The sequence below is a fragment of the Arthrobacter sp. PAMC25564 genome, assembly GCF_004798705.1.
Taxonomy (GTDB): domain Bacteria; phylum Actinomycetota; class Actinomycetes; order Actinomycetales; family Micrococcaceae; genus Arthrobacter.
Genome location: NZ_CP039290.1, coordinates 3,210,419 through 3,232,244 on the forward strand (window position 1 = coordinate 3,210,419; position 21,826 = coordinate 3,232,244).

The window sequence follows — 21,826 nt, forward strand, 5'->3', positions numbered from 1 at the left end:
TCTAACTGGAATTGTAGGCCAGCCCGGCCTGCTGCACGAACAGTTACGCGGGCCGCTGGCCTTGGCTTGCCCGGCTTGCAGCTGTGTGCAGTAGGGGATTTGCCATGGTGCCACGACGTTGTGGAAACGGGCTCTGGGAGCGGTAGCTCCGCGGGCCTGGGTGCCGGTGCTGTATTACTTGGTGCGGTCAGCGTCCGGCGCGGTTCCGGTGGCCTGGTGGCCGGTGAGTCCGGCTGCCGGGGACCCGGCGGCGGGCTTAGTGCCACCAGTGGATTCCCTGGACGCTTCAGCTGGGGCGGAAGCGTGCCCTGAACCGCTCTTGTTATCACGGAGATTATCACGGGATTCACTATCTGAGACAGCCGGGTCCGCATCGCGGATAGTTCCAGCCCCTGCCGGAACCGTTGCCGGCTCCCTGGTTTCGAGGCCGGAATCCGCCACGTCGGCCGTGGCGGCGCCGGTCTCAGCCGGCCCCGCGGCTGGCCCCGCCGGCTCTGCGTCCGACTCCGCTGCAGCCTCTGATCCGGGCTCCGCAGCCGCGGGTTCGCGGCCGGGCAGGTAGACGGTATCCGGTTCGGTCCGCTTCCGCAGCCCGAGGACGACGAAGAACACGAGTGCCGCCGCGAGGACGAAGATGCTGGTCCAGACGTTGAGCCTGGTGGTGACGCCGAAGAGCGTGATCTGCTCGGCGTCGTCGATCCGCATGGCCTCTATCCAGACCCGGCCCAGCGTGTAGTAGATGGCATAGAGCCAGAACAGCCGGCTGCGGCGGAAATTGAACTTCCGGTCCAGCGCCAGCAGGATGACCACGCCCACGAGGTTCCACAGGGACTCGTAGAGGAACGTCGGGTGGAAGAGGGTGTCCGCCGGCATCCCGGCAGGGAAGTTCGGGCTGTTGGGGTCAATCTGCAGCCCCCACGGCAGCGTGGTGGGGCCGCCGAAGAGCTCCTGGTTGAAGTAGTTCCCCCAGCGGCCGATCGCCTGTGCCAGCAGCAGTCCCGGCGCGGCGGCGTCCATGAAGGCGCTCAGCTTGACGCCCGCGCGGCGGCAGCCGATCCAGGCGCCCACAGCCCCGAGCAGCACGGCACCCCAGATGCCCAGTCCGCCACGTTGGATCTGCGGGATCAGCGACAGGTCGCCCGTGCCGTCAAAACCGGGGCCGAAGTACGCGTCCGGCGAGGACACCACATGGTAGAGACGTCCGCCGACGATGCCGAAGGGGACCGCCCAGATGGCGATGTCCCAGACGCTGCCCTCCGGGGCTCCGCGCCGTGCCCAGCGGGCGGACGTGAGCCAAAGACCGGCGATGATGCCGGCGAGGATGCACAGCGCGTAGGCATGGATACGCAGGGACCCCCACGGAAGCGGGATGTCGAATCCGGACCAGACCGGGCTCGGAATGCTCGCGGGAATCATCGCCGCCACGTGGAGGACTGACTGCATTGCTTACGCTTCTTCCTTGTGAAGGCCGCTGCTGAGGTCTTTCGTCAAGGACGCTACGGCATCCACACCGCCGTCGCGGATGGCCGCGACGAGGGCGGTGCCCACAATCACCCCGTCCGCGTAGGCAGCGATTTCGCGGACTTGGTCCGCGTTGGAAACCCCGAGGCCCACGCAGACGCGCTCCGCGCCTGCCGCGTGCGCGGCGGCCACCACGTCCTTGGCCGCGGAGCTGACCGAGCTGCGGGCGCCGGTGACACCCATGATGGACACGGCATAGACGAAGCCGCGGCTCGCCTCGACCGTGCGCTTCATCCGTTCCGGCGAGGACGACGGCGCCACGAGGAACACCCGGTCCAGTCCGTACTTGTCCGAGGCCGCCATCCACTCCGAGGCTTCGTCCGGGATCAGGTCCGGGGTGATCAGCCCGGCTCCCCCGGCTTCGGCCAGGCGCCGGGAGAACTCGTCCACGCCCATCCGGACCACGGGGTTCCAGTACGTCATGACCAGCACGGCTGCGTCGGTCTTGCTCGTGATGCCGGCGACGACGTCGAAGACCTGGCGGACGTGGAAGCCCTTGGCAAGGGCCTCGGTGGTGGCCGCCTGGATGACGTGGCCGTCCATCACCGGATCGGAATACGGGATGCCGATCTCGATCAGGTCGGCGCCGTTTTCGGCCAGGGCGATGCCTGCCGCGATGGTGTCTTCAACGCTTGGGTAGCCAGCGGGCAGGTAGCCGATCAGCGCGGACCGGCCCTGTCCCTTGGCACGGTCAATGGCCGCTGCCGACTTGCTGGCGGGCTGGCGGGTGGTGTCCGGGACGGTGCTCACAGCTGTTCCCCCTCTTGGGCGATCTCGGCTTCGGGCGAATCCTTCTCCAGCAGGTTGAACCATTCCGCGGCCGTGGCCACGTCCTTGTCGCCGCGGCCGGACAGGTTCACGATCACGATCTTCTCTGACGCTTTTCCTGCGGCGTCGCCTGCGGCCGCCAGCCGCTGGCCGACCTTGATGGCGCCGGCGAGGGCGTGGGCGGACTCGATGGCGGGGATGATGCCCTCGGTCCGGCAGAGCAGGCGGAACGCCTCCATGGCCTCGCTGTCGGTGATGGGTTCATAGCTGACGCGGCCGATGTCGGCGAGGTAGGAGTGCTCGGGGCCGACCCCGGGGTAATCCAGGCCGGCCGAGATGGAGTGCGATTCGATGGTCTGGCCGTCGTCGTCCTGCATGAGGTAGGAGCGGGCGCCGTGCAGCACGCCGGGCTTGCCCAGGGTGATGGTGGCCGCGTGGCGTCCGGTTTCGACGCCGTCGCCGCCGGCCTCGAAGCCGTAGATCTTCACCGAGGGATCGTCGAGGAAGCCGTGGAAGATGCCGATCGCATTCGAGCCGCCGCCGATGCAGGCGCAGACGGCGTCCGGCAGCCGGCCGGTCTGCTCCAGGATCTGGGTGCGGGCCTCCTCGCCGATCACCTCGTGGAAGTACCGGACCATGGCCGGGAAGGGGTGCGCCCCCGCGGCGGTGCCGAGCAGGTAGTGGGTGTTGCCGACGTTGGCTACCCAGTCGCGGAGCGCCTCGTTGATGGCGTCCTTGAGCGTCTGCGATCCGCTGGTCACCGGGATGACGGTGGCGCCGAGGAGCTCCATCCGGGCCACGTTCAGTGCCTGCCGGCGGCAGTCCTCGGCGCCCATGTAGACGACGCACTCCAGCCCCATCAGGGCGGCGGCGGTCGCGCTGGCAACACCATGCTGTCCGGCCCCGGTTTCCGCGATGATGCGGGTCTTGCCCATGCGCTTGGCGAGCAGGGCCTGGCCCAGCACGTTGTTGATCTTGTGCGATCCGGTGTGGTTCAGATCCTCGCGCTTGAGGAAGATCCGCACTCCCCCGGCGTGCTGGGCGAAGCGCTTCGCCTCGGTCAGCAGCGAGGGCCGGCCCGAGTAGTTCTTGTTCAGCTCGGCGATCTGCGCGATGAACTCAGGATCGGCCTTGGCCTTCTCGAAGGTGTCCTCGAGTTCGTCCAGGGCTGCGATCAGCGACTCGGGCATCCATCGGCCGCCGTAGGAGCCGAAGTAGGGCCCAGGGGCATGCCGCAAGGACGGCGTGCCGTCCGGACGCTCACCGTCCGGCCGTCCACCGTGCAGAAACGCGTCCACGGCGCTGTCGTCTGAGCCGGCTGCTGGCGCATCGACCATCAGTCTCACCATCCTGTTCCACTGCTAGCTATAAGGATCTGCGGAATTGCTCCGCAAAATATCTAAGGTCTCCGCGGGCCTGACGGCACACCGGGCCCTGGCACTGGCGGCCGGGCGCCGGCAGCCGGGCCGGGCCTGCCACGCCTGCGTGCGGATCAGGCGCGTGCGGCGATTGCTGCGGCTCCGGCGGCCGTGAATTCGGCGATCCGCTCGCGCGGCGTCGAGTCGCTGACCAGCGCCTCGCCGACCAGGACCGCGTTGGCGCCGCTGGCCGCGTAGTGCCGGACGTCCCCGACGTCACGCACCCCGGATTCGGCGACGACGAGCGCACCGGCCGGAATGCCGCCGGCGAGCCCCGCGAACACGGAGCGGTCGACGTCGAGCGTCTTGAGGTTGCGCACGTTCACGCCGATGATCCGCGCTTCCGCTGCGACGGCGCGCTCGATTTCCCCGGCCGTGTGCGTCTCCACCAGCACATTCATGCCGAGTTCGCGGCTCAGGGCGCTGAACTCGCGCAGCTGCGCGTCGGACAGCGAGGCAACGATCAGCAGGACCAGATCGGCCCCGTGGGCCCGGGCTTCCCAGATCTGGTACTCGTCGAGCATGAAGTCCTTGCGCAGCAGCGGGATGTCCACGGCGGCCCGGACGGCGTCGAGGTCGGCCAGCGAGCCGTTGAAGCGGCGCTGTTCGGTCAGGACGCTGATCACGGACGCTCCGCCGTCGGCGTACTGCACAGCCAGGGAAGCGGGATCCACGATGCTCGCCAGCTGGCCCTTCGAGGGGCTGCGGCGCTTGATTTCCGCGATCACCTTCAGCTGGTCGCGGGGGGCAGACGGGCCTCCGAGGGCCACCCAGGCATCGCGCGCGGGTGCGGTCGCGGCGGCGCGTTCCTTCAGCTCCGCCAGCGTGACGAGACGCTGGCGCGCCTCCATATCCTCCCTGACACCGGCATTGATGTCATCGAGAACAGTCACCCTTAGTGGCCGGAGTTCTTCAGCTTGCTGCCGCCGACGCCGTAGCCGGCCTTGCGCATGACCAGGCCGGCCAGCAGGCCCACGAGCATGACAACCAAACCCGCGATGAAGATCGAGGTGTTGGCGATGACGAAGGCGATGGCCGCAATGAGGGCGCCGATCAGCATGATGATCACGCAGGTCCACGCGGCCGGGCTGTTGCCGTGGCCGGTCGGTTCGCTGTGGTCGACACCGTTGTGGATTTCTGCCCCGGCGGACTGCGATGCGGAAACAGTGGCTTTACTCATTGAAATCTCCTCAGGATGAATACTGCTTACATTCTGCCATTTTTTTGGCGGCGTTATTGGCCGCGGCCGCCGCATCGGCTCACGTGGGATCGTCACCACGGGACAACCGGTCCCAGCTGTCGATCTCATCGGCCGGCTCATCAGGGGATCCCGCCGAAGCCGCGGCACCGCCCCGGGCAGAGCCGGCTCCAGCGGTGTCATATTTGGTGCGGCTCTTCCAGAACCGTCCCGCCGGCACGATCAGCAATGCGCTGAGGCCCAGCAATGCACCCGCGACGACGGCGAGGGCCGGGAACACGGTGACGTCCACCTGGACGCTGCTTCCGCTGATTCCGGTGGCCGCGGCGATGGATCCCTGCGCCGCGGCCAGCGGATCCGCGAGCACGATCGCCGCTGCGCTGACGATTCCGGCGGCCCCGAGCAGGATGATCGCCGTAATGATCCAGCGTGCGGTCCTTCCGGCGATCGAGGCTGCGAGACCGCCGGCAAGGGCGACGAGGGCGAGGGCTGTCACTGTGGTGGCCGCCTTACTGCCCTGGACCGGCAGGCCGCCCTGGCTGCTGACGGCCTGGCCCAACTGGGCGGGATCCAGGTGGACCGTGAGCCAGGTCTGCGTGGTGGTGCCAAACACGGCCATTGACAGCGCCGCAATGACCAGGACCAGGGTGGACTTCCGGGCCCAGCGGGGAACGGCGGCGCCGCTGCTGGACTTCACCGTGTTTCCCGGTGCTGTGTTCTCCGGGACTGTGTTCTCCGGGACTGTGCTCTCCGGGACTTCGTCCCGGTTGGTTTCCGGGGCAGCCATCAGTGCTGCGTCCCGGCGGGCCGCGCGGTATCCGTACTTCCGGTCTCCGGGGCGCCCCCGGGAATGGAATCGGCCGTGATGTTGCGCAGCGACCCGGCCGTGTACACGGCGCGCATCGGTGCGGCGGCCTTGTTCACTGTTTCCTGGGCCTCGGTGGCGTTGACCGAGTCGGCCACGATTCCGCCGCCGGCCTGCACATAGGCGCGGCCCTCGCGGAGCAGGGCCGAACGGATGGCGATCGCCATGTCCATGTCGCCGGCGAAGTCCAGGTAGCCCACGACGCCGCCGTAGATGCCGCGGCGGTGGGGTTCGAGTTCGTCCAGGAGGCGCAGTGCCCGCGGCTTCGGGGCTCCCGAGAGCGTCCCGGCCGGGAAGGTGGCCTTCAGCACGTCGTAGGCTTTGGCCTCCGGTGCCAACTCTCCCACGACGGTCGAGACGAGGTGCATGATGTGGCTGAAGCGCTCCACCTCCATGAACTGGGTGACGTCCACCGTCCCGGCCACGCAGACCTTGGACAGGTCGTTGCGGGAGAGGTCCACGAGCATCAGGTGCTCGGCGCGTTCCTTCTCATCCGCCAGCAGTTCCTCGGCCAGGGCCTTGTCCGCCTCGACGGTCTTGCCGCGGGGCCTGGACCCGGCGATCGGGTGGGTGATGACCTCTTCGCCCGTCACCGTCACCAGCGCTTCCGGGGAGGATCCGACGATCGAGTACTGCCGGCCGGCGGCGTCCTCGAGGCTGAAGATATACATGTAGGGGCTGGGGTTCATGTTCCGGAGCACCCGGTAGACGTCCAGCGGGTCGGCGCCGCACTCCATTTCGAAGCGGCGGGAAATCACCACCTGGAAGACTTCGCCGTCAACGATCGCTTCCTTGCCGCGGTCCAAGGCGGCAAGGTAGTCCGACTCGTCCCAGCGTTCCTGCACGCTCGAGGCGAAATCCAGCGCGGCAGTGTCCAGCACCGAGACGGGCTGTTCCACGGGCGTGCTGACCTTGGCCAGCAGCGTCTTCACACGGGCGACGGCGTCGTGCCACGCTTCGTCGACCCGCTCGGAGCTGTTGTCGAAGTTGATGGCGTTGGCGATCAGCAGCACGGTGCCGTCCATGTTGTCGTGCACCGCCATGTCCGTGACCAGGTTCAGCGCCATCTCAGGGAGTTCCAGATCGTCTTCGGGCGGGCTGGTGAGCTTCTCCCAGTGCCGCACGCTTTCCCACCCGAGGAATCCGACGAGCCCGGAGGTAAAGGGCGGCAGGCCTTCGAAACGTTTGGTGCTGAGGGCCTCGATGGTGTCGCGGATGGCGTCCACCGGGCTGCCGGAGACGGGAACACCCGCCGGCGGCTCGCCGAGCCAGTACGCTTCGCCGTCCTTCGTGGTGAGCGTGGCCCGGGACCGTGCGCCGATGAAGGAGTAGCGGGACCAGGATCCGCCGACGGCCGCGGATTCCATCAGGAAGGTGCCCGGCTGGCCCTGTGCCAGCTTGCGGTACAGACCGATCGGAGTTTCGGCGTCAGCAAGCACCTTCAGCCGGACGGGGATAACACGGCTGTGGCCTGCGAGTTCACGGAACTCCTCCAGGCCCGGGCTGATGATTCCAAGGTCCTGCATGGCTGTTGTTTCCGCCTGTTCTTGTCTGCGTCCTTCAGTGTCTGCTGAAGTGTGGGTACGTGGAGCTTGAGGATGCTGGGGGCTGCGCCCGGCCGGCTAGTCCGCCTTGCCGACGACGACGTCGAGCCCGCGGCCGTCGAAGCAGGTCCTGGTTCCGGTGTGGCAGGCGGCGCCGACCTGGTCGACGCGGACCAGCAGCGCGTCGCCGTCGCAGTCCATCGCGAGGGACTTCACCCACTGCACGTGTCCGGAGGTGTCCCCCTTGCGCCAGTATTCCTGGCGGGAACGCGAGTAAAAGGTCACGCGTCCGGTGGTCATGGTGCGGTGCAGGGCCTCGTCATCCATCCAGCCGAGCATCAGCACCTCCTCGGTATCGAACTGCTGGACGATCGCTGCCACCAGGCCGGCACTGTCGCGCTTCAACGCGGCCGCGAGTCCGGACGGAAGGGGACCCGGACGCGGGACAGCCGAATGCGACGCCGGGATCGGCTCAGGGGTCGATTCGGGGTTCAACTCAGGGGCGGGGGCGGGCTGCTCAGACATCAGCTCAAGTCTAGTGCCTCCCGGCGGGGCCGCCATCAGCCCCCTGACGGCCCACGCTTAACATCCGTGCGATTTGCCGACGGGGATCAGAAACGACGGCGGTTCCCGTGCACGCGCACCCCCGTCTCGTGCTAGTTTCACAAGTGATGCATTTCGTCGATCCATCCCGAGAAGTCCTGGCCGAGACCCTGCTGGCAGCCGGCCCTGATTCCCCCACGCTCTGCAAAGGGTGGCGCACCCGGGATCTTGCCGCCCATCTTTACCTCCGCGAGCGGAAAGCCAGAGTCGGACTGGGGCTGCTGATCAAGCGGCTGTCCAAGGCTTCCGACGAGGCGACGGCCAGGCTCGCCGCCAAGCTCAAGACCCCGGAGGACTACACCAGGCTGGTCAATGTTTTCCGGGCAGGCCCCCCGGCGCTCTCCCCGTTGAAGATCAAGGCCCTGGATGAAAGCTCCAACCTGATCGAGTACTTCGTCCACACCGAGGACGTCCGCCGTGCCGTGGACCGCTGGGCGCCCAGGGCCCTCGACGAGGCATACTCCGACGCCCTCTGGGACGATCTGATCAAGCGTGCGGCGATTCTCTACCGAGGGGTCGACCTGGGGATTGTGCTGGTGCGCCCGTCCGGACCGCGGCACGTGGCCAAGCGCGCCCCCGTCTCGGTGGCCATCGTGGGTGAGCCGGGCGAGCTGCTTATGCACGCCCACGGCCGGACCCACCATGCCCTCGTGACCTTCGAGGGCCAGCCGGACGCCGTCGCGCTCCTGCAGTCCGCCGAAGTCGGTCTCTGACACCCACCCCCCTTAAACAAGCAACGCGGGGTCACTTACGGCCCATAATCCGGGTCCGGATGGGCTGTACGTGACCCCGCATTGGTTTTGGCAGGGGGCGGTCGGGGACTAGCGGACTTCGAAGCCAGCTTCGCGGATCGCGGCCTTGACCTGGGCAATCATGTCCAGCGGCCCGAAGTGGAAGACCGACGCCGCCAGAACGGCGTCCGCCCCCGCCGCCACGGCAGGCGGGAAATGCTCGGGCCTGCCGGCGCCGCCGGACGCGATAAGCGGGACCTTGACCGCTGCCCGCGCCAGCCGGATCAGCTCCAGGTCGAAACCGTCCTTGGTGCCGTCCGCGTCGATCGAGTTGAGCAGGATCTCCCCCACGCCACGGTCGGCCGCCTCGCGCGCCCAGGCGATGGCGTCGATGCCCGTGCCCTGGCGTCCGCCGTGAGTGGTCACCTCAAAGCCGGAGGCGGTGGGCTGGGATCCGGGGCGGGTGCGCCGTGCGTCGAGGGACAGCACGAGGACCTGGGAGCCGAAGTGCCGGGTGATTTCGTCAATCACGCCGGGACGGGCCACGGCCGCGGTGTTGATGGCCGCCTTGTCCGCGCCGTAGCGCAGGAGCTTGTCCACCTCTGCCACGCCACGGACTCCGCCGCCCACGGTCAGCGGGATGAAGACTTCCTCGGCAGTGCGCCGGACGACGTCGAACGTGGTTTCCCGGTTGCCCGAGGATGCCGTGACGTCGAGGAAGGTCAGCTCGTCGGCGCCGCCGTTGTCGTAACGGTGCGCCAGCTCCACCGGGTCTCCGGCGTCGCGCAGTCCTTCAAAGTTGATGCCCTTGACCACGCGGCCGGCATCGACGTCCAGGCACGGGATGACGCGCACGGCCACAGTCATGATTTCTCCTGGTATTCGCTCATGGGGTAATCACTCACCGCGGCATCAGATCCGGCAGGCGTGGATGCTGCTGACGAGGATGGCGCGGGCGCCCATGTCGTAGAGCTCGTCCATGATCCGGTTGGTGTCCTTCTTGGGGACCATGGACCGGACGGCGACCCAGTCCGAGTCGCGCAGCGGCGAGACGGTGGGCGATTCCAGGCCCGGCGTCAGGGCGGCGGCCTCTTCCACCAACTCCTTGCGGATGTCGTAGTCCATCAGCACGTACTGCCGTGCCACGAGGACACCCTGGAGCCGGCGGATCAGCACCTCGATCTCCTTGATGGTGCCGTTGGCGGCGCCGCCCTGGCCGGTACGGCGGATCAGCACGGCTTCGGACTTGAGGATCGGTTCCCCGAAGATCTCCATTCCGGCGGCTTTGAGGGTGGTGCCGGTTTCGACGACGTCGGCGATCGCGTCCGCGACGCCGAGCCGCACGGAGGATTCGACGGCGCCGTCGAGCCGGACGACCTTGGCCTGGATGCCGCGCGCGGCGAGGTAGCCGCGGAGCAGCCCGTCGTAGCTGGTGGCGAGGCGCTTGCCGTCGAGCTGATCGATCGAGGTGAAGTCGCCGACCGGTCCCGCGAAGCGGAAGGTGGAGGCCGCGAACCCCAGTGCCAGCAGTTCCTCGGCCTCGACCTCTGCGTCCAGCAGCAGGTCCCTGCCGGTGATCCCGACGTCGAGCGTGCCCTGGCCGACGTAGACGGCGATGTCGCGCGGACGGAGGAAGAAGAACTCGATGTCGTTATCCGGGTCCACCATGACCAGCTCGCGGGTGTCGCGGCGCTGGCGGTAACCGGCCTCGGCAAGGATGGAGGAGGCGGCTTCGGACAGGGATCCCTTGTTCGGGACGGCAACTCTCAGCATTGGGGGTCTCTCTTGGGTTGGGAAGTCTCTGTACAGGCAAGCGGGCCACGCAAATGCACCGGCCCCAGCGGAAAAATTCCACGCTGGTTCCGGTGCGGACGCGGCTAGAGATGCTTGTAGACGTCTTCCAGGCTGAGTCCTTTGGCCAGCATCAGAACCTGCAGGTGATAGAGCAGCTGCGAAATTTCCTCCGCGGCGGCCTCATCGGATTCATACTCGGCAGCCATCCAGACCTCGGCTGCTTCCTCCACGACTTTCTTACCGATGCCGTGGACCCCGGAATCCAGTTCAGCGACGGTGCGGGAGCCTTCGGGGCGTGCGGCTGCCTTTTCACTCAGTTCTGCGAACAGCGACTCGAAATTCTTCACACCCTCCAGCCTACTTGCTTGCGGCCGGACCGCGCCTGCCGGGCCCTTGCATGACGGGCACGATGTGAGTGAAGACACAAGCGGCGCGGTTTTGCCGCGCTGCTTCCGGCCGCACTTTCGCCGCCGTCCTGGTGCCGGCTAGCGATACTGCTGGAGCGTCACCGCGGTGGCCAGGGCGGCGGTGACGGCCTCGTGCCCCTTGTCCTCGGCGGAGCCCGGCAGCCCGGCGCGGTCGATGCCCTGCTGTTCCGTGTCACAGGTCAGCACGCCGAAGCCGACGGGCACGCCCGTGCGGACGCTGACGTCAGTCAGGCCGAGGGTGGCCGCCTCGCAGACGTACTCGAAGTGCGGGGTCCCGCCACGGATCACGACGCCCAGTGCCACGACGGCGTCGAAGTGCGGTGCCAGTCGGGCAGCGGCGACCGGGAGCTCGAAGGCGCCGGGAACGCGCAGCACCGTCGGTTCGCCGATGCCGGCGTCCTTTGCCGCGCGAAGGGCACCGTCCAGCAGCCCGTCCATGATCTGGGTGTGCCAGCTGGCGGCCACGATGGCCAGTTTCAGCCGGGACGTTTCTTCCGGCTTGAAGGTGCTGAGGTCAATCTCGGGTGCGCCGTGTCCGCTCATCTGGAAATCCTTATTCTGCTAAGTCTGGTTGGTAAAAAGTCTGGTCGGCAAAAGTCTTGGTCTGCCAAGGCGTGCTGTAGCGCAGGGGCAGTCAGTCTTGTTTGTGCTCGAAGCCGGCCTGGGCCGGGACCGGCGCTGCCGGCTCGACGTCGAGGACCAGCCGGTGGTCCATCCGGTCCTTCTTGGTCTGCAGGTAGCGGATGTTCTGTTCCCGCGAGGGGACCTCGGTGGGAACCATCTCCACCACCCGGACGCCGGCCTGGGCCAGGCGGTCCTGCTTGTCCGGGTTGTTGCTCAAGAGGCGCACCTCGTGAAGTCCCATTTCCGCGAGGATCTGGGCCGCGGCCTTGTAGCAGCGGGCGTCGACGGGCAGGCCCAGCTGCTCATTGGCCTCGACGGTGTCGAAGCCGGCTTCCTGCAGGGCATAGGCCTTGATCTTGTTCGCCAGACCGATGCCGCGGCCTTCCTGGCCGCGCAGGTAGAGCAGCGTGCCGCCGAATTCGTTGATCATCTCAAGGGCATAGGCCAGCTGTTCGCCGCAGTCGCAGCGGTAGGAACCGAACACATCTCCCGTGAGGCACTCGGAGTGCAGGCGGACCAGCGGGGCAAGCCCGTCGACCGGCGGCAGGGGCGAGCTGACCGCGAGGTGCTCGGCCCCCGTGGCCAGGTCGGTCCAGGCCTGCGCGACAAAGTCCCCGAAGGCCGTGGGCAGCTGGACGACCGGTCCCCCGCTGACCGGGTGCGGCCGGCGGTCCGAGGTCATCCCGTCCCGTGCTTCTGTAGTCGTCATCGTCTCTCCTCCATCAAACGTGATTCAGACAGGATCCGCGACGCGGCAGCCCTGCGGTGCCGCCCCGAGGTAGGCCACCAGATCCGCAATCGAGATCAGGGGGCAGCCATGTTCAAGGGCGAAGCCGCGAAGTCCGTCCAGCCGCATCATTTCTCCGTTGTCGTACACCAATTCTGCGATCACCCCCACGGGTTCCAGGCCGGCAAGCCGGCACAGCTCCACGGCGGCCTCGGTGTGGCCGGGACGTTCCCGCACTCCCCCCTTAACGGCGCGCAAGGGAAAAACATGCCCGGGACGGGTAAGCGCCGCCGGCTGGCTCCCGGGATCGGCCAGGACTCGGGCGGTCAGGGCCCGGTCCGTGGCGGAAATTCCGGTGCTGACACCCACGGCCGCGTCGCAGGACACGGTATAGGCGGTGCCCTTGGCATCCTCGTTGACTTCGACCATCGGAGGCAGCGCCAGCGCGTCTGCCCGCTCGGCGGAGAGCGGCACGCAGATGACGCCGGAGCTGTAGCGCACCGTCCAGCCCATCAGGGCCGGGGTGGCATGCTGGGCGGCGAAAATGATGTCGCCTTCGTTTTCACGGTCCTCGTTGTCGACGACAAGGACCGGCCGGCCCGCGGCCATGGCGCGGATGGCGTCCTCAATCGGATCCAGGCCCACCCGGGCGGTGTCCGGCGCGGCGGGCGCGGCAGGCTTGTCCGCGGGCGCCATGCCGTGCTGCTGATCTGAAATGTCCTTGACGTGGTTCACAGCGCCGCCCCCTCCCGGTGTGCTGCTGCCCCGGTTGTTCCCTTGGAAAAGGCGAGGAGCCGCTCCGTGTACTTTGCGAGTACATCGACTTCGATGTTTACCCGGCTGCCGACGGCTTTCGCGCCCAGCCCGGTGTCCGCGAGGGTGGTGGGGATGAGTCCCACTTCGAACCACGGTGCCTGCTCGGCGGCCGGGCTCACCGCGGTCACGGTCAGGGAGACGCCGTCGACGGCGATGGATCCCTTTTCGGCGATGTACCGGGCCAGCCCGGCCGGCACACCGAAGCGGAGCCGGTCCCAGTTGCCCAGCGGCTCGCGCTCGAGCAGCCCGCCGACACCGTCGACGTGGCCCTGGACGACGTGGCCGTCCAGCCGGCCGCCGGCCGGCACGCAGCGCTCCAGGTTGACGGGGTCACCCGCGGCGAGTTCTCCGATGGTGCTGCGGCTGAGGGTCTCGCCCATGACGTCGACGCTGAAGTCTTTGCCGTCGATTTCCGTGGCCGTGAGGCAGACGCCGTTGACGGCGATCGAACCGCCCAGGGCCAGCCCCTCGGTGGTTCCGGGGGCGTGAAGCCTGACGGTGGCGCTGACGTCGCCATTGCGTTCAACGGACAACACCTTTCCCTGCTCGGCGATAATTCCGGTGAACATCAGTTGCCTCCTGCTGCGGTTGCCGCACCAGTGCGGTGCGGGGTCGTATCGGATGAAGTTGTGCTGAGGGCCGCCGGGGCGGTGGCCGCCCCGGCGGTGGTGGCCGGGCGAAGGTGCAGCCGCAGGTCGCGGCCGAACAGTTGGACCGCTCCGCCCGACGCCGGATCCCAGTCCCAGAGCTGGGCGTCCGCGAGGGTAGTGATGCCGAGGTCGTCCAGGGCCGGGGTGCCGGCGCCGAGGAGCGTCGGCGCCAGGTAGATGATCAGTTCGTCCACCAGGCCGGCGGAGAGGAAGGCGCTCAGGATCCGGGAGCCGCCCTCGACCATGAGGTGCCTGACACCGGCGTCGAACAGTTGGTCCAGCGCCTCGCGGGGGTCCCGGGTCGCGAGGTGCAGGACGTTGCCGTCGTCGCCGTTGATCGCGGCACCCTGGGGGATTCCGCGGTACCCCATCACCGCCCGTAGCGGCTGCCTGCCGGCCGGTTCGCCGTCAGCGTTCCGCGCGGTGAGCCGCGGGTTGTCCACGATCACGGTCTGGGTCCCCACCAGGATGGCGTCGATGCGGCCGCGCAGGGCGTGGTTGTCGGCGAGGGATTCCGGGCTGGAAATCCACTGGCTGGTGCCGTCGCTGGCGGCGATCCGGCTGTCGAGGGTCTGCGCAATGTGCAGGGTTACGAAGGGCCGTCTGGCGTCTACGGCGTCGAACCAGCGGCGGTTCAGTTCCAGTGCGGGGGCCGCAGCCAGGCCGGAACGGACGCGGACGCCGGCGGCGCGCAGCGTTGCGGCGCCGCCGGCCGCGGGATCGTGGGGGTCGTCGATGGCGTAGATGACGTCGGCGATACCGGCGTCGATGATCGCCTGCGCACAGGGACCGGTGCGCCCGCAATGGTTGCAGGGCTCCAGGCTGACCACCATCGTGGTGCCACCGAGCTCAAGCCCGGCGGCTATCGCCTGGGCAATGGCGTCGGCTTCCGCATGCGCCGTGCCCGCTCCCCGGTGGTAGCCGGTGACGAGCTGCTCCCCCTCGGGAGCCAGGATGACGGCGCCGACCAGCGGGTTCGCGCCCCGCGGGCCCTGGGCTGCTGCCGCCAGTGCCGCGTCCATCGCCGCCACTTCGGCGGGGGTAAACCCGGAGACTGCGGCGGAGGCTTCGCCTGATGCCACGATGTGTCGTTCCTTCCCTCAAAAAGCCGCGGGGCTCCGGGGGTATACGACAGCAAAATCATGCGGCGCCGGTAGGGCTCCGCAGTAACGGCCGTACGTGCTTCTCTCATCCAGACTTTAACTGTCGGTACCGGAATTCCACCGGTTCAACCGTCTGCCGGCATCCTTCCGGGGAAGGGACCGGCTCGCGGGTCGCGGACTGTAACCGCCGGTTCGGACTTACACCGACCCCGGAGCACGTATGTGTGTTGCTATTCTGACACAACTGTGCGGCAGCCCAGACTATTCCCGCGGCGTACATTACGACGCGCGTCACAGTTGGAGGCAAGTTGGTCCAAAACCTCAACGGCGGCCGACGGCCCGGAGCCGCTCAATGGCCGCCGCCGGATCATCGGCACCGTAGACGGCGGACCCTGCCACGAAGACGTTGGCACCGGCCTCCGCGGCACGCCAGATCGTGTCCTCGGTGATGCCGCCGTCGACCTGCAGCGCCACGTCAAGGCCGGAAGCGTCGATCGCCGCGCGGGCCCGGCGGATTTTGGGCAACGTGAGGTCCAGAAACTCCTGGCCGCCGAATCCCGGCTCCACCGTCATGATCAGCAGCAGATCCAGTTCGCCGAGCATGTCCAGGAACGGCTCCACGGCACTGCCCGGCCGGAGCGCCAGGCCCGCCTTGGCACCGCGGGCCCGCAATTCGCGGGCCAGCTTGATCGGCGCAATCGACGCCTCGGCGTGGAACGTCACCGAGGCCACGCCGGCGTCGGCGTAGGCGGGCGCCCAGCGGTCGGCATGTTCGATCATGAGGTGCGCATCCAACGGCACCGGGCTGATCTCCTGCAGGCGCGACACCACGGGAAGCCCGAGCGAAAGGTTGGGCACGAAGTGGTTGTCCATAACATCCACGTGCACCGCATCCGCGTTGCTGATCCTGCGAAGTTCGGCTTCGAGGTTCGCGAAGTCGGCCGAAAGAATACTCGGATTGATGCAGCACTGGGCCATGTGGGGGTTCCTTGTCGTTCTGCTGAAATGTCCTGCGTGGGCTTCTAGTGCCCAAGTATCGCCTGTTGATCAGGCCTTTTTGTGGATGAGCGCCAGGAACATGGCGTCCGTGCGGTGCACATGCGGCCAGAGCTGGGCGGTGAGCTCATGCCCGGCCTCGAGGTGGCCGGTGAGGCTGACGCCGTCCAGCACGGCCCCGGCGTCGAGCAGTTCCAGATCGTCCCGCTTGCGCAGCACATCGCTCACGACGGCGGTCGTCTCGGCCGGATGCGGCGAACACGTCACATAGGCCACTATGCCGCCTGGCTTCACGGCAGCCAGTGCCGACTTGAGCAGTTCGCGCTGCAGCGGGCCCAGGTCTGTCAGGTCCTTGGGCGTGCGGCGCCAGCGGGACTCCGGACGGCGGCGCAAGGCACCCAGTCCGGTGCAGGGCGCATCGACGAGGACGCGGTCGAAGCTTTCCGGCATTTCCGTCCCGACCTCGCGGCCGTCGCCGGTCCGCACGTGCCAGACCTCGTGGGGCACCGCGGCGAGGGCCTGCCGGACGAGCTGGGCCCGGTGCGGCGCGGGTTCGTTGGCCAGCAGCGTCGCGCCCTGCTGTCGGGCAAGGGCGCCAAGCAGTGCGGCCTTGCCGCCGGGGCCGGCGCACAGGTCAAGCCAGCGTTCGCCGGTCCCGGCGTTGCCGGCGCTGCCCGAGCCTCCTGTGCCGAGGTCGACGGCGGCCATGGCGCGGGCCACCAGTTGTGAGCCGACGTCCTGGACCCTGGTGGTGCCCTCGCGCACGGAGGCGAGCCTGCCGAGGTCGCCGCCGCTGGAGAGCGCGGAACCTTCCACGAGTTCGCCGGGCGTCGCGCCGCCTTCGAGGGCCTCGTCCAGGCTTCCGAGCCCGGGAAGTGCCACGAGGTTGACCACCGGGGCGGCGTTATCCGCTTCGAGGAGATCGTTGATTTCGCTGACCGGACGGCCATGGGCCACGAGGGACTGCCGGAGGGCACGGACAATCCATTCCGGGTGTGCGTAGCGGATCGAAGCGATCCTGGTTTCGTCCGTCTCGTCGCTGAGTAGCAGCTCCAGCCACTCCTCGAGAGTGTGGGCGGAGACCTTGCGGAGCACGGCGTTGATGAGGGCCGAGGGTCCGGCGCCGATGACGGCGCGGGCGAGGCCCACGGTCTGGTCCAGGGCGGCGTGGGCGGGGACCCGCATGGCCACGAGCTGGTGGACGCCGATCCGCAGCGCATCGAGGATGGCGGGATCCAGCTGGTCCAGCGGCCGGTCCACGCAGCGGGCCAGGATCGTATCGTAGGTGCCCTGGCCCCGAAGCGCGCCGTAGCTCAGCTCGGTGGCGAACCCGGCGTCGCGCTTGTCCAGCCTGTGGTGCCGGATCCGGGCCGGCAGCACGAGGTTCGCGTAGGCGTCCTCGGCCGCGACGGCGCGCAGCACCTCAAAGGCCACGAGCCGGGCCGGGTCGGCCCGGCGGGTTCGCTGCGAGGGTGCATTTTCGCTGAAACCGCGCTGCGGGCCGCGGTTGCGTTCGCGGCCCTGCGCGTTCCGCTGGCTGCCGTCCCGGCCCCGGCCGCCCTGGCCGGCGCCGCGCTGGCCGCCGGCTCCCGCTCCGCCGCGCTGGGGGCCTTTGCCGCGGCCGCTGGTCCCGGACTCGCTCATTCGAATACCACGCTTTCAAGTGTTGCCTGTCCGCGCGCCCAATCAGCGGCGGTCATCATTTTTTTGCCCGAAGGCTGGACCCGGGAGAGCTCCACCGGGTGCGACCCCGTTCCCACCAGCACGCTTTTCCCATCCAGGGCCAGCTGCCCGGGCCGAAGGGCAGGCGCTTCGGGCCGCAGCAGCACCGGTTCCAGTTTGATCCGCTGCCCGTCCAGGGTCGTCCAGGCGCCGGGCTCGGGGGTGACGCCGGACGCCCGCCGCCGGATCGCCAGTGCCGGCTGCTGCCAGTCGAGCCTGCCGTCGTCGAGGCTGAGTTTCGGTGCCAGGCTCACCTCGCCGTGCTGCGGCACCGCCACGGCCTTGCCGGCAGCGACGGCGGACAGCGTCTGGGTGAGCAGCACCGCGCCGCTGTGGGACAGCCGTTCCAGGAGCGCTCCCGCGGTGTCATCCGGGTGCACGGCCTCGGTCAGCCTTCCGAAGACCGGGCCGGTATCCAGCCCTTCCTCCAGGCGGAAGGTGGCGGCGCCGGTGACGTCGTCGCCGGCGATGAGGGCGCGCTGCACGGGGGCGGCGCCGCGCCAGGCCGGCAGCAGGGAGAAGTGCAGGTTGATCCAGCCGTGGCGGGGAACATCCAGCGCGACCCGGGGAATAAGACCGCCGTAGGCGACGATCGCGGCGACGTCAGGGGCGGCGGCGGCGAGCTTCGCGGTGACGCCGGCGTCGACCTTGGCGGCGTGGATGATGTCGATGCCGAGCTCGGCGGCCCGGGCCGCGACCGGGGAGGGTGTCAGGACGCGTTTGCGCCCCAGCGGCGCATCCGGGCGGGTCAGGACGGCGACGACGTCGAAGCCGGCGTCGACGAGCGCGTCCAGGGACGGCACGGCGACGGCCGGCGTCCCCGCGAAGAGAACCCTCACTGGGTGGATCCGAGGGAGCCGCCGCCGAAACTGGAGCCGACCCTCTTGGCACGCTTCGCCGTCGTCTGCTCCGTGATGGCGTCATAGTTGGCGTTCCGGATGGAGCGCAGGGCCGCCTTCCGGTCCTCCCCCTCAAGCCGGTCGGTGAACAGGATGCCGTCCAGGTGGTCGGTTTCGTGCTGGAAGCAACGGGCCAGCATGCCCTCTCCCTCGATCGTGACGGGGTTGCCGTGCAGGTCAACGCCCGTGACTCGGGTGTGGCGGTGGCGCCGGACCGGGAACCCCAGCCCGGGGATGGAGAGGCAGCCTTCGGCCTGGTCCGGCTGGAAGTCCTCGCTGTTTTCGAGCACGGGGTTGATAACGTGTCCCTCCACGCCGCCGATCCGGTAGGTGAAGACACGTTTGCTGACACCGATCTGGGGGGCGGCCAGGCCGGCGCCCTCAACATCCTCCATGGTCTCCGTCATGTCGGCCACGAGCTTCGCCAGTTCCGGCCCGAATTCCGTCACGGGATCCGCCACCGTGCGCAGCACAGGATCCCCGATGATGCGGATATTCAAAATGGCCATGTGCAATCTGTCCTCACGGTGGGCGGTAACGGGATCCAGTCCAGTTTAGTTGCACCTTCCCGCTTCGGGGTCAGCAGCCCTGGTTCAGCGGCTGACGGGCGGCGCCAGCGGGAGCAGGGCCGTCCCTGCGGTGGCGGTGTCCGCCGACATCTCCCAGACGCGGCGCAGGGCGCAGAACTTCCACCAGTGGTGTTTGAGGACGTCGGGGTTGGCCCGCAGCGGACGGACCTCCGTCTCGCCCACCGCCACGGCCAGCAGGATCGGGGATTCGCCATGTTTCCAGGCCTCCCACTCCCCCGCCACCGGGTCGACCAGGCTCTCCTCGGCCTTCATGCCGGCCACGAGCTGCATCACCACCTTGTCATCGAGCGGCTTGACGGTGCCGTCCCGGCTGGTTCCCTTGGTTTTGTAGTCGATCAGGCAGGTCCGGCCGTTGATCTTCGCGACAAGGTCCAGGGTGCCGGCGTAGCCGACCGTCCTGTTCCAGACCGTGATTTCCGGCGCGATGGGCTCCACCTGGAACAGCTCCCACCACTCGTCGAAGCGCGCGGCGAAGGCTTCCTCGCCGTTGGCCGCGAGGGCCTCACGGGTTTCCTTCATCCGGTGCGGCCGGCCGAGGGCACGCAGGGCCACCTGCTCGCAGTAGTTGTGGACGCGGTCTCCGCGCTGGGCGGCGCTGTCCCGATAGGTTTCCGCGGCCTTGGCGGCCCGGCTGACGGCCTGGCGCACCTTGGCCGGGCTGCCCAGGATGCCGGGCAGCGTAGGGTCCTGGGCGAGGCTGTTGGCTCCCATGTACCCGAACCAGCCGTCCAGGCCATGGGGCTGCTGCCCGATAACGGTGGTGATGGAGGGCACGGTGTACTGCTCGGAGGTGGAGCGTGCGTACATCCGGCCGTGGTCGGTGGCATGGGCAAGAAGTGGAGCGGTCATGGAAAGACTCTTTCACAGGGGACTGACAGTGGAGCAAAATGGTCCGCCCCGCTCAGTGAAAATCCCTGCCGGGCCGCGCGGCTGGCTAGCGTCATGGGTCCGATGCGCTTTGACACGCTTGCCCAGGACGTCTACAGGTTAGGCACCGATCCTTCGCCCTGCCTGATTCGTTTCCGAAAAACAAAAACTGGGCCAGAGCGTGGCGGAGTACGACTCCACCACGCTCGACGTCGTTGTAAGTCCAGGAAGAATCGCATGGCGTAAACCCGCGCCCGCTTCTTGTCGTTGGGCTTGAGCAGCCAGCCGGGGCAGCGTAGAAGATCTCTGATTCCGCTGTCCGGATCCTCCGCAGCAGCCGAAACCGCAAGTCAAGTCACAAACGAAAGCCCGGATACGCCCCGGCCCCGCACCCAGAGGCTGCGAGACGCCGGCCGGCGCAAGAGCGGACTCGTCGCGCCGCCGGCCAGCGTGAGCGCCCTGCAGATTGCAGCGGTGCTCGCCGCCGGTGTGGCCATCGTCTGGCTCTGGAACACCAATCGCGGCACCCTGGTCGAAATCAGCGGCGTGCCGTGGGTGCTGCTCGTGGTACTCGGAGTCCTCGCCACCTGGACGCTGCTGCTCGGCCGCACCCGGTTCGGCCGCTACGTCTACGCTATTGGCGGCAACGCCGAGGCCTCACGACGGGGCGGCGTGAACCTCGCACGCATCCGCACGATCGCCTTCATGCTCGCCTCCTTCACCGCCGGCATCGCCGGAATCGTCTACGCGTCCCGGCTCCGCTCGGTCTCCCCGTCGTACGACGGGGGCACGCTGGTGCTCTACGCCGTGGCGGCGGCGGTGATCGGCGGCACCAGCCTGTTCGGCGGGCGAGGCAAGGTCCTGCACGGGGTCCTCGGCGGGCTCGTGATCGCGGCGATTGACAACGGCATGGGCCTGCAGGGCTACAGCGCGCCGGCGAAGTACGTGGTCACCGCGCTGGTTCTCGTCGGGGCCGTGACGATCGACGCGGTCGCCCGCCGCGGGCGCGCCCGGACGTGAAGCTGCGCCAGCCGAGTTTGCACCGGCCGGCGGAAGCACGTCGGTGGCCAGCAGTTCGATGGAGCGCAGCGTCTCGGCGTGCCCGAGCCCTCCGAGGCCGACCTGCTGATGGGCTTCGGCCCGTGGCGCGGGAACTGACTGTCTTTGGTCTGCAGCCAGCAGCCGGCAGCCGGCGGGATTGGCTTCTGGCTTGGAAATGTAATCGAGTGCACTGTGGTTTCGGTGCTCATTATCAGCTCCTGGCTCGCTGTTCAGTGAACTACCGCCATCAGGGCCTAACGCACGCATCTTGCACGCCGCAGGTCAGAAACTCAAGAAAGTCCCTCTGACCTGCGATTTCATTGGTGGGCGATACTGGGTTCGAACCAGTGACCTCTTCGGTGTGAACGAAGCGCGCTACCACTGCGCCAATCGCCCCAATGCCATTGAATGCTAGCCCACCCTCGCCGATTTTAGAAATCGGGCCGTCATGCGCCGGCAAGGCGCCGATTTGATCCCTGCTGCCGGCTCCGGCGCCACCCGGCGCATGTTCCGGGAACCCTCCGAAGCAGGCCACCGAATTACATCGATGTAATTAGAAAATTCCCCTAGAAAGCAAGGAAGCAGACCCCTCGGGCCCAGGCCCCGGGCTGTCGATTTGTGGATTCCCTGAACCTCCTATAGAGTTCTTACTCGTTGGAACGCGAGGAATTGCCGCATGCGGTACGGAATTGCACTTCATCTGCGGACGTAGCTCAGCTGGTAGAGCACCACCTTGCCAAGGTGGATGTCGCGAGTTCGAATCTCGTCGTCCGCTCGCAGGACACTGTCACGGCAACGGTTCTTCGGAATCCTGCCTACACGGTGGGTTGGCCGAGAGGCGAGGCAGCGGCCTGCAAAGCCGTATACACGGGTTCGAATCCCGTACCCACCTCGGTGAAAACCCTGGTTTCCGGTTGCGGC

23 protein-coding genes, 3 tRNA genes and 1 riboswitch are annotated in these 21,826 nt (G+C 68.0%); of the genes, 4 read left to right on the forward strand and 22 right to left on the reverse strand.

Annotated features, from left to right (window positions below):
• Positions 1-174: 174 nt before the first annotated feature.
• From lgt to hisI, 8 genes are all read right to left on the reverse strand, one after another.
• On the reverse strand, positions 175-1,443 hold the full coding sequence (lgt, locus tag E5206_RS14990) for a prolipoprotein diacylglyceryl transferase (RefSeq protein WP_136323178.1): 1,269 nt from the start codon (positions 1,441-1,443) through the stop codon (positions 175-177).
• 3 nt (positions 1,444-1,446) lie between these two features.
• Positions 1,447-2,271: a tryptophan synthase subunit alpha gene (trpA, locus tag E5206_RS14995; RefSeq protein WP_136323179.1), complete on the reverse strand. Its 825-nt coding sequence runs from the start codon at positions 2,269-2,271 to the stop codon at positions 1,447-1,449.
• Positions 2,268-3,626, reverse strand: coding sequence for a tryptophan synthase subunit beta (gene trpB, locus E5206_RS15000; RefSeq protein ID WP_136323180.1), 1,359 nt, complete (start codon positions 3,624-3,626; stop codon positions 2,268-2,270). The genes trpA and trpB overlap by 4 nt, the downstream gene beginning before the upstream one ends.
• Positions 3,627-3,781: 155 nt before the next feature.
• Entirely contained in the window at positions 3,782-4,600 is an 819-nt protein-coding gene (gene trpC / locus E5206_RS15005) for an indole-3-glycerol phosphate synthase TrpC (protein WP_136323181.1), read from the reverse strand.
• 2 nt (positions 4,601-4,602) lie between these two features.
• A complete protein-coding gene (locus E5206_RS15010; RefSeq protein ID WP_136323182.1) occupies positions 4,603-4,887 on the reverse strand; it encodes an HGxxPAAW family protein in 285 nt (94 codons plus the stop codon).
• 79 nt (positions 4,888-4,966) lie between these two features.
• Positions 4,967-5,692: a Trp biosynthesis-associated membrane protein gene (locus tag E5206_RS15015; RefSeq protein WP_136323183.1), complete on the reverse strand. Its 726-nt coding sequence runs from the start codon at positions 5,690-5,692 to the stop codon at positions 4,967-4,969.
• Positions 5,692-7,296, reverse strand: coding sequence for an anthranilate synthase component I (locus E5206_RS15020; RefSeq protein ID WP_136323184.1), 1,605 nt, complete (start codon positions 7,294-7,296; stop codon positions 5,692-5,694). Before E5206_RS15020 ends, E5206_RS15015 begins: the two co-directional genes overlap by 1 nt.
• 96 nt (positions 7,297-7,392) lie before the next feature.
• Positions 7,393-7,839, reverse strand: coding sequence for a phosphoribosyl-AMP cyclohydrolase (gene hisI, locus E5206_RS15025; RefSeq protein WP_136323185.1), 447 nt, complete (start codon positions 7,837-7,839; stop codon positions 7,393-7,395).
• Between the two features lie 146 nt (positions 7,840-7,985).
• Between hisI and E5206_RS15030 the strand changes: the two genes are divergently transcribed.
• Positions 7,986-8,630, forward strand: coding sequence for a TIGR03085 family metal-binding protein (locus tag E5206_RS15030; RefSeq protein ID WP_136323186.1), 645 nt, complete (start codon positions 7,986-7,988; stop codon positions 8,628-8,630).
• A 108-nt stretch (positions 8,631-8,738) separates the two neighbouring features.
• Here the strand turns inward: E5206_RS15030 and hisF are convergent, their stop codons facing one another.
• The 13 genes from hisF to E5206_RS15095 all read right to left on the reverse strand — a co-directional run bounded on the left by hisF (position 8,739) and on the right by E5206_RS15095 (position 19,846).
• Positions 8,739-9,515, reverse strand: coding sequence for an imidazole glycerol phosphate synthase subunit HisF (hisF, locus tag E5206_RS15035; RefSeq protein ID WP_136323187.1), 777 nt, complete (start codon positions 9,513-9,515; stop codon positions 8,739-8,741).
• Between the two features lie 45 nt (positions 9,516-9,560).
• Positions 9,561-10,421, reverse strand: a complete 861-nt coding sequence (gene hisG, locus E5206_RS15040) for an ATP phosphoribosyltransferase (RefSeq protein ID WP_136323188.1) — start codon at positions 10,419-10,421, stop codon at positions 9,561-9,563.
• 104 nt (positions 10,422-10,525) lie between these two features.
• Positions 10,526-10,789, reverse strand: coding sequence for a phosphoribosyl-ATP diphosphatase (locus tag E5206_RS15045; protein ID WP_123254457.1), 264 nt, complete (start codon positions 10,787-10,789; stop codon positions 10,526-10,528).
• Positions 10,790-10,927: 138 nt separating this feature from the next.
• Positions 10,928-11,413 carry a 6,7-dimethyl-8-ribityllumazine synthase gene (gene ribH, locus E5206_RS15050; protein ID WP_136323189.1) on the reverse strand — a complete coding sequence of 162 codons (486 nt, stop codon included), beginning with the start codon at positions 11,411-11,413 and terminating at the stop codon, positions 10,928-10,930.
• 91 nt (positions 11,414-11,504) lie between these two features.
• The gene (ribA, locus tag E5206_RS15055) at positions 11,505-12,203 is read right to left on the reverse strand and encodes a GTP cyclohydrolase II (protein WP_136323190.1); all 699 of its coding nucleotides are present in this window, start codon (positions 12,201-12,203) and stop codon (positions 11,505-11,507) included.
• Positions 12,204-12,227: 24 nt separating this feature from the next.
• The gene (gene ribB / locus E5206_RS15060) at positions 12,228-12,917 is read right to left on the reverse strand and encodes a 3,4-dihydroxy-2-butanone-4-phosphate synthase (protein ID WP_136324163.1); all 690 of its coding nucleotides are present in this window, start codon (positions 12,915-12,917) and stop codon (positions 12,228-12,230) included.
• Positions 12,918-12,952: 35 nt separating this feature from the next.
• On the reverse strand, positions 12,953-13,606 hold the full coding sequence (locus tag E5206_RS15065) for a riboflavin synthase (RefSeq protein ID WP_136323191.1): 654 nt from the start codon (positions 13,604-13,606) through the stop codon (positions 12,953-12,955).
• Positions 13,606-14,709: a bifunctional diaminohydroxyphosphoribosylaminopyrimidine deaminase/5-amino-6-(5-phosphoribosylamino)uracil reductase RibD gene (gene ribD, locus E5206_RS15070; RefSeq protein ID WP_136324164.1), complete on the reverse strand. Its 1,104-nt coding sequence runs from the start codon at positions 14,707-14,709 to the stop codon at positions 13,606-13,608. Before ribD ends, E5206_RS15065 begins: the two co-directional genes overlap by 1 nt.
• Positions 14,710-14,862: 153 nt before the next feature.
• Positions 14,863-15,012: riboswitch (FMN riboswitch) on the reverse strand.
• Between the two features lie 99 nt (positions 15,013-15,111).
• Positions 15,112-15,768, reverse strand: a complete 657-nt coding sequence (gene rpe / locus E5206_RS15075; RefSeq protein ID WP_136323192.1) for a ribulose-phosphate 3-epimerase — start codon at positions 15,766-15,768, stop codon at positions 15,112-15,114.
• 69 nt (positions 15,769-15,837) lie between these two features.
• Entirely contained in the window at positions 15,838-17,430 is a 1,593-nt protein-coding gene (locus E5206_RS15080; protein ID WP_136323193.1) for a transcription antitermination factor NusB, read from the reverse strand.
• Positions 17,427-18,347: a methionyl-tRNA formyltransferase gene (gene fmt / locus E5206_RS15085; RefSeq protein ID WP_136323194.1), complete on the reverse strand. Its 921-nt coding sequence runs from the start codon at positions 18,345-18,347 to the stop codon at positions 17,427-17,429. The genes E5206_RS15080 and fmt overlap by 4 nt, the downstream gene beginning before the upstream one ends.
• Entirely contained in the window at positions 18,344-18,916 is a 573-nt protein-coding gene (def, locus tag E5206_RS15090) for a peptide deformylase (protein ID WP_136323195.1), read from the reverse strand. Before def ends, fmt begins: the two co-directional genes overlap by 4 nt.
• Positions 18,917-19,000: 84 nt before the next feature.
• Positions 19,001-19,846, reverse strand: a complete 846-nt coding sequence (locus E5206_RS15095) for a cytochrome (RefSeq protein ID WP_136323196.1) — start codon at positions 19,844-19,846, stop codon at positions 19,001-19,003.
• 468 nt (positions 19,847-20,314) lie between these two features.
• Here E5206_RS15095 and E5206_RS15100 point away from each other — a divergent pair, with 468 nt between their 5' ends.
• On the forward strand, positions 20,315-20,884 hold the full coding sequence (locus E5206_RS15100; protein ID WP_168709367.1) for an ABC transporter permease: 570 nt from the start codon (positions 20,315-20,317) through the stop codon (positions 20,882-20,884).
• A gap of 342 nt (positions 20,885-21,226) precedes the next feature.
• Here the strand turns inward: E5206_RS15100 and E5206_RS15105 are convergent.
• Positions 21,227-21,301, reverse strand: a tRNA-Val gene (locus tag E5206_RS15105).
• 306 nt (positions 21,302-21,607) lie between these two features.
• On the opposite strand from E5206_RS15105, the gene E5206_RS15110 reads away from it, so the two are divergent.
• Positions 21,608-21,680 (forward strand) — tRNA-Gly (locus tag E5206_RS15110).
• 46 nt (positions 21,681-21,726) lie between these two features.
• Positions 21,727-21,797: transfer RNA gene (locus tag E5206_RS15115), tRNA-Cys, on the forward strand.
• The last annotated feature ends 29 nt before the right edge of the window (positions 21,798-21,826 follow it).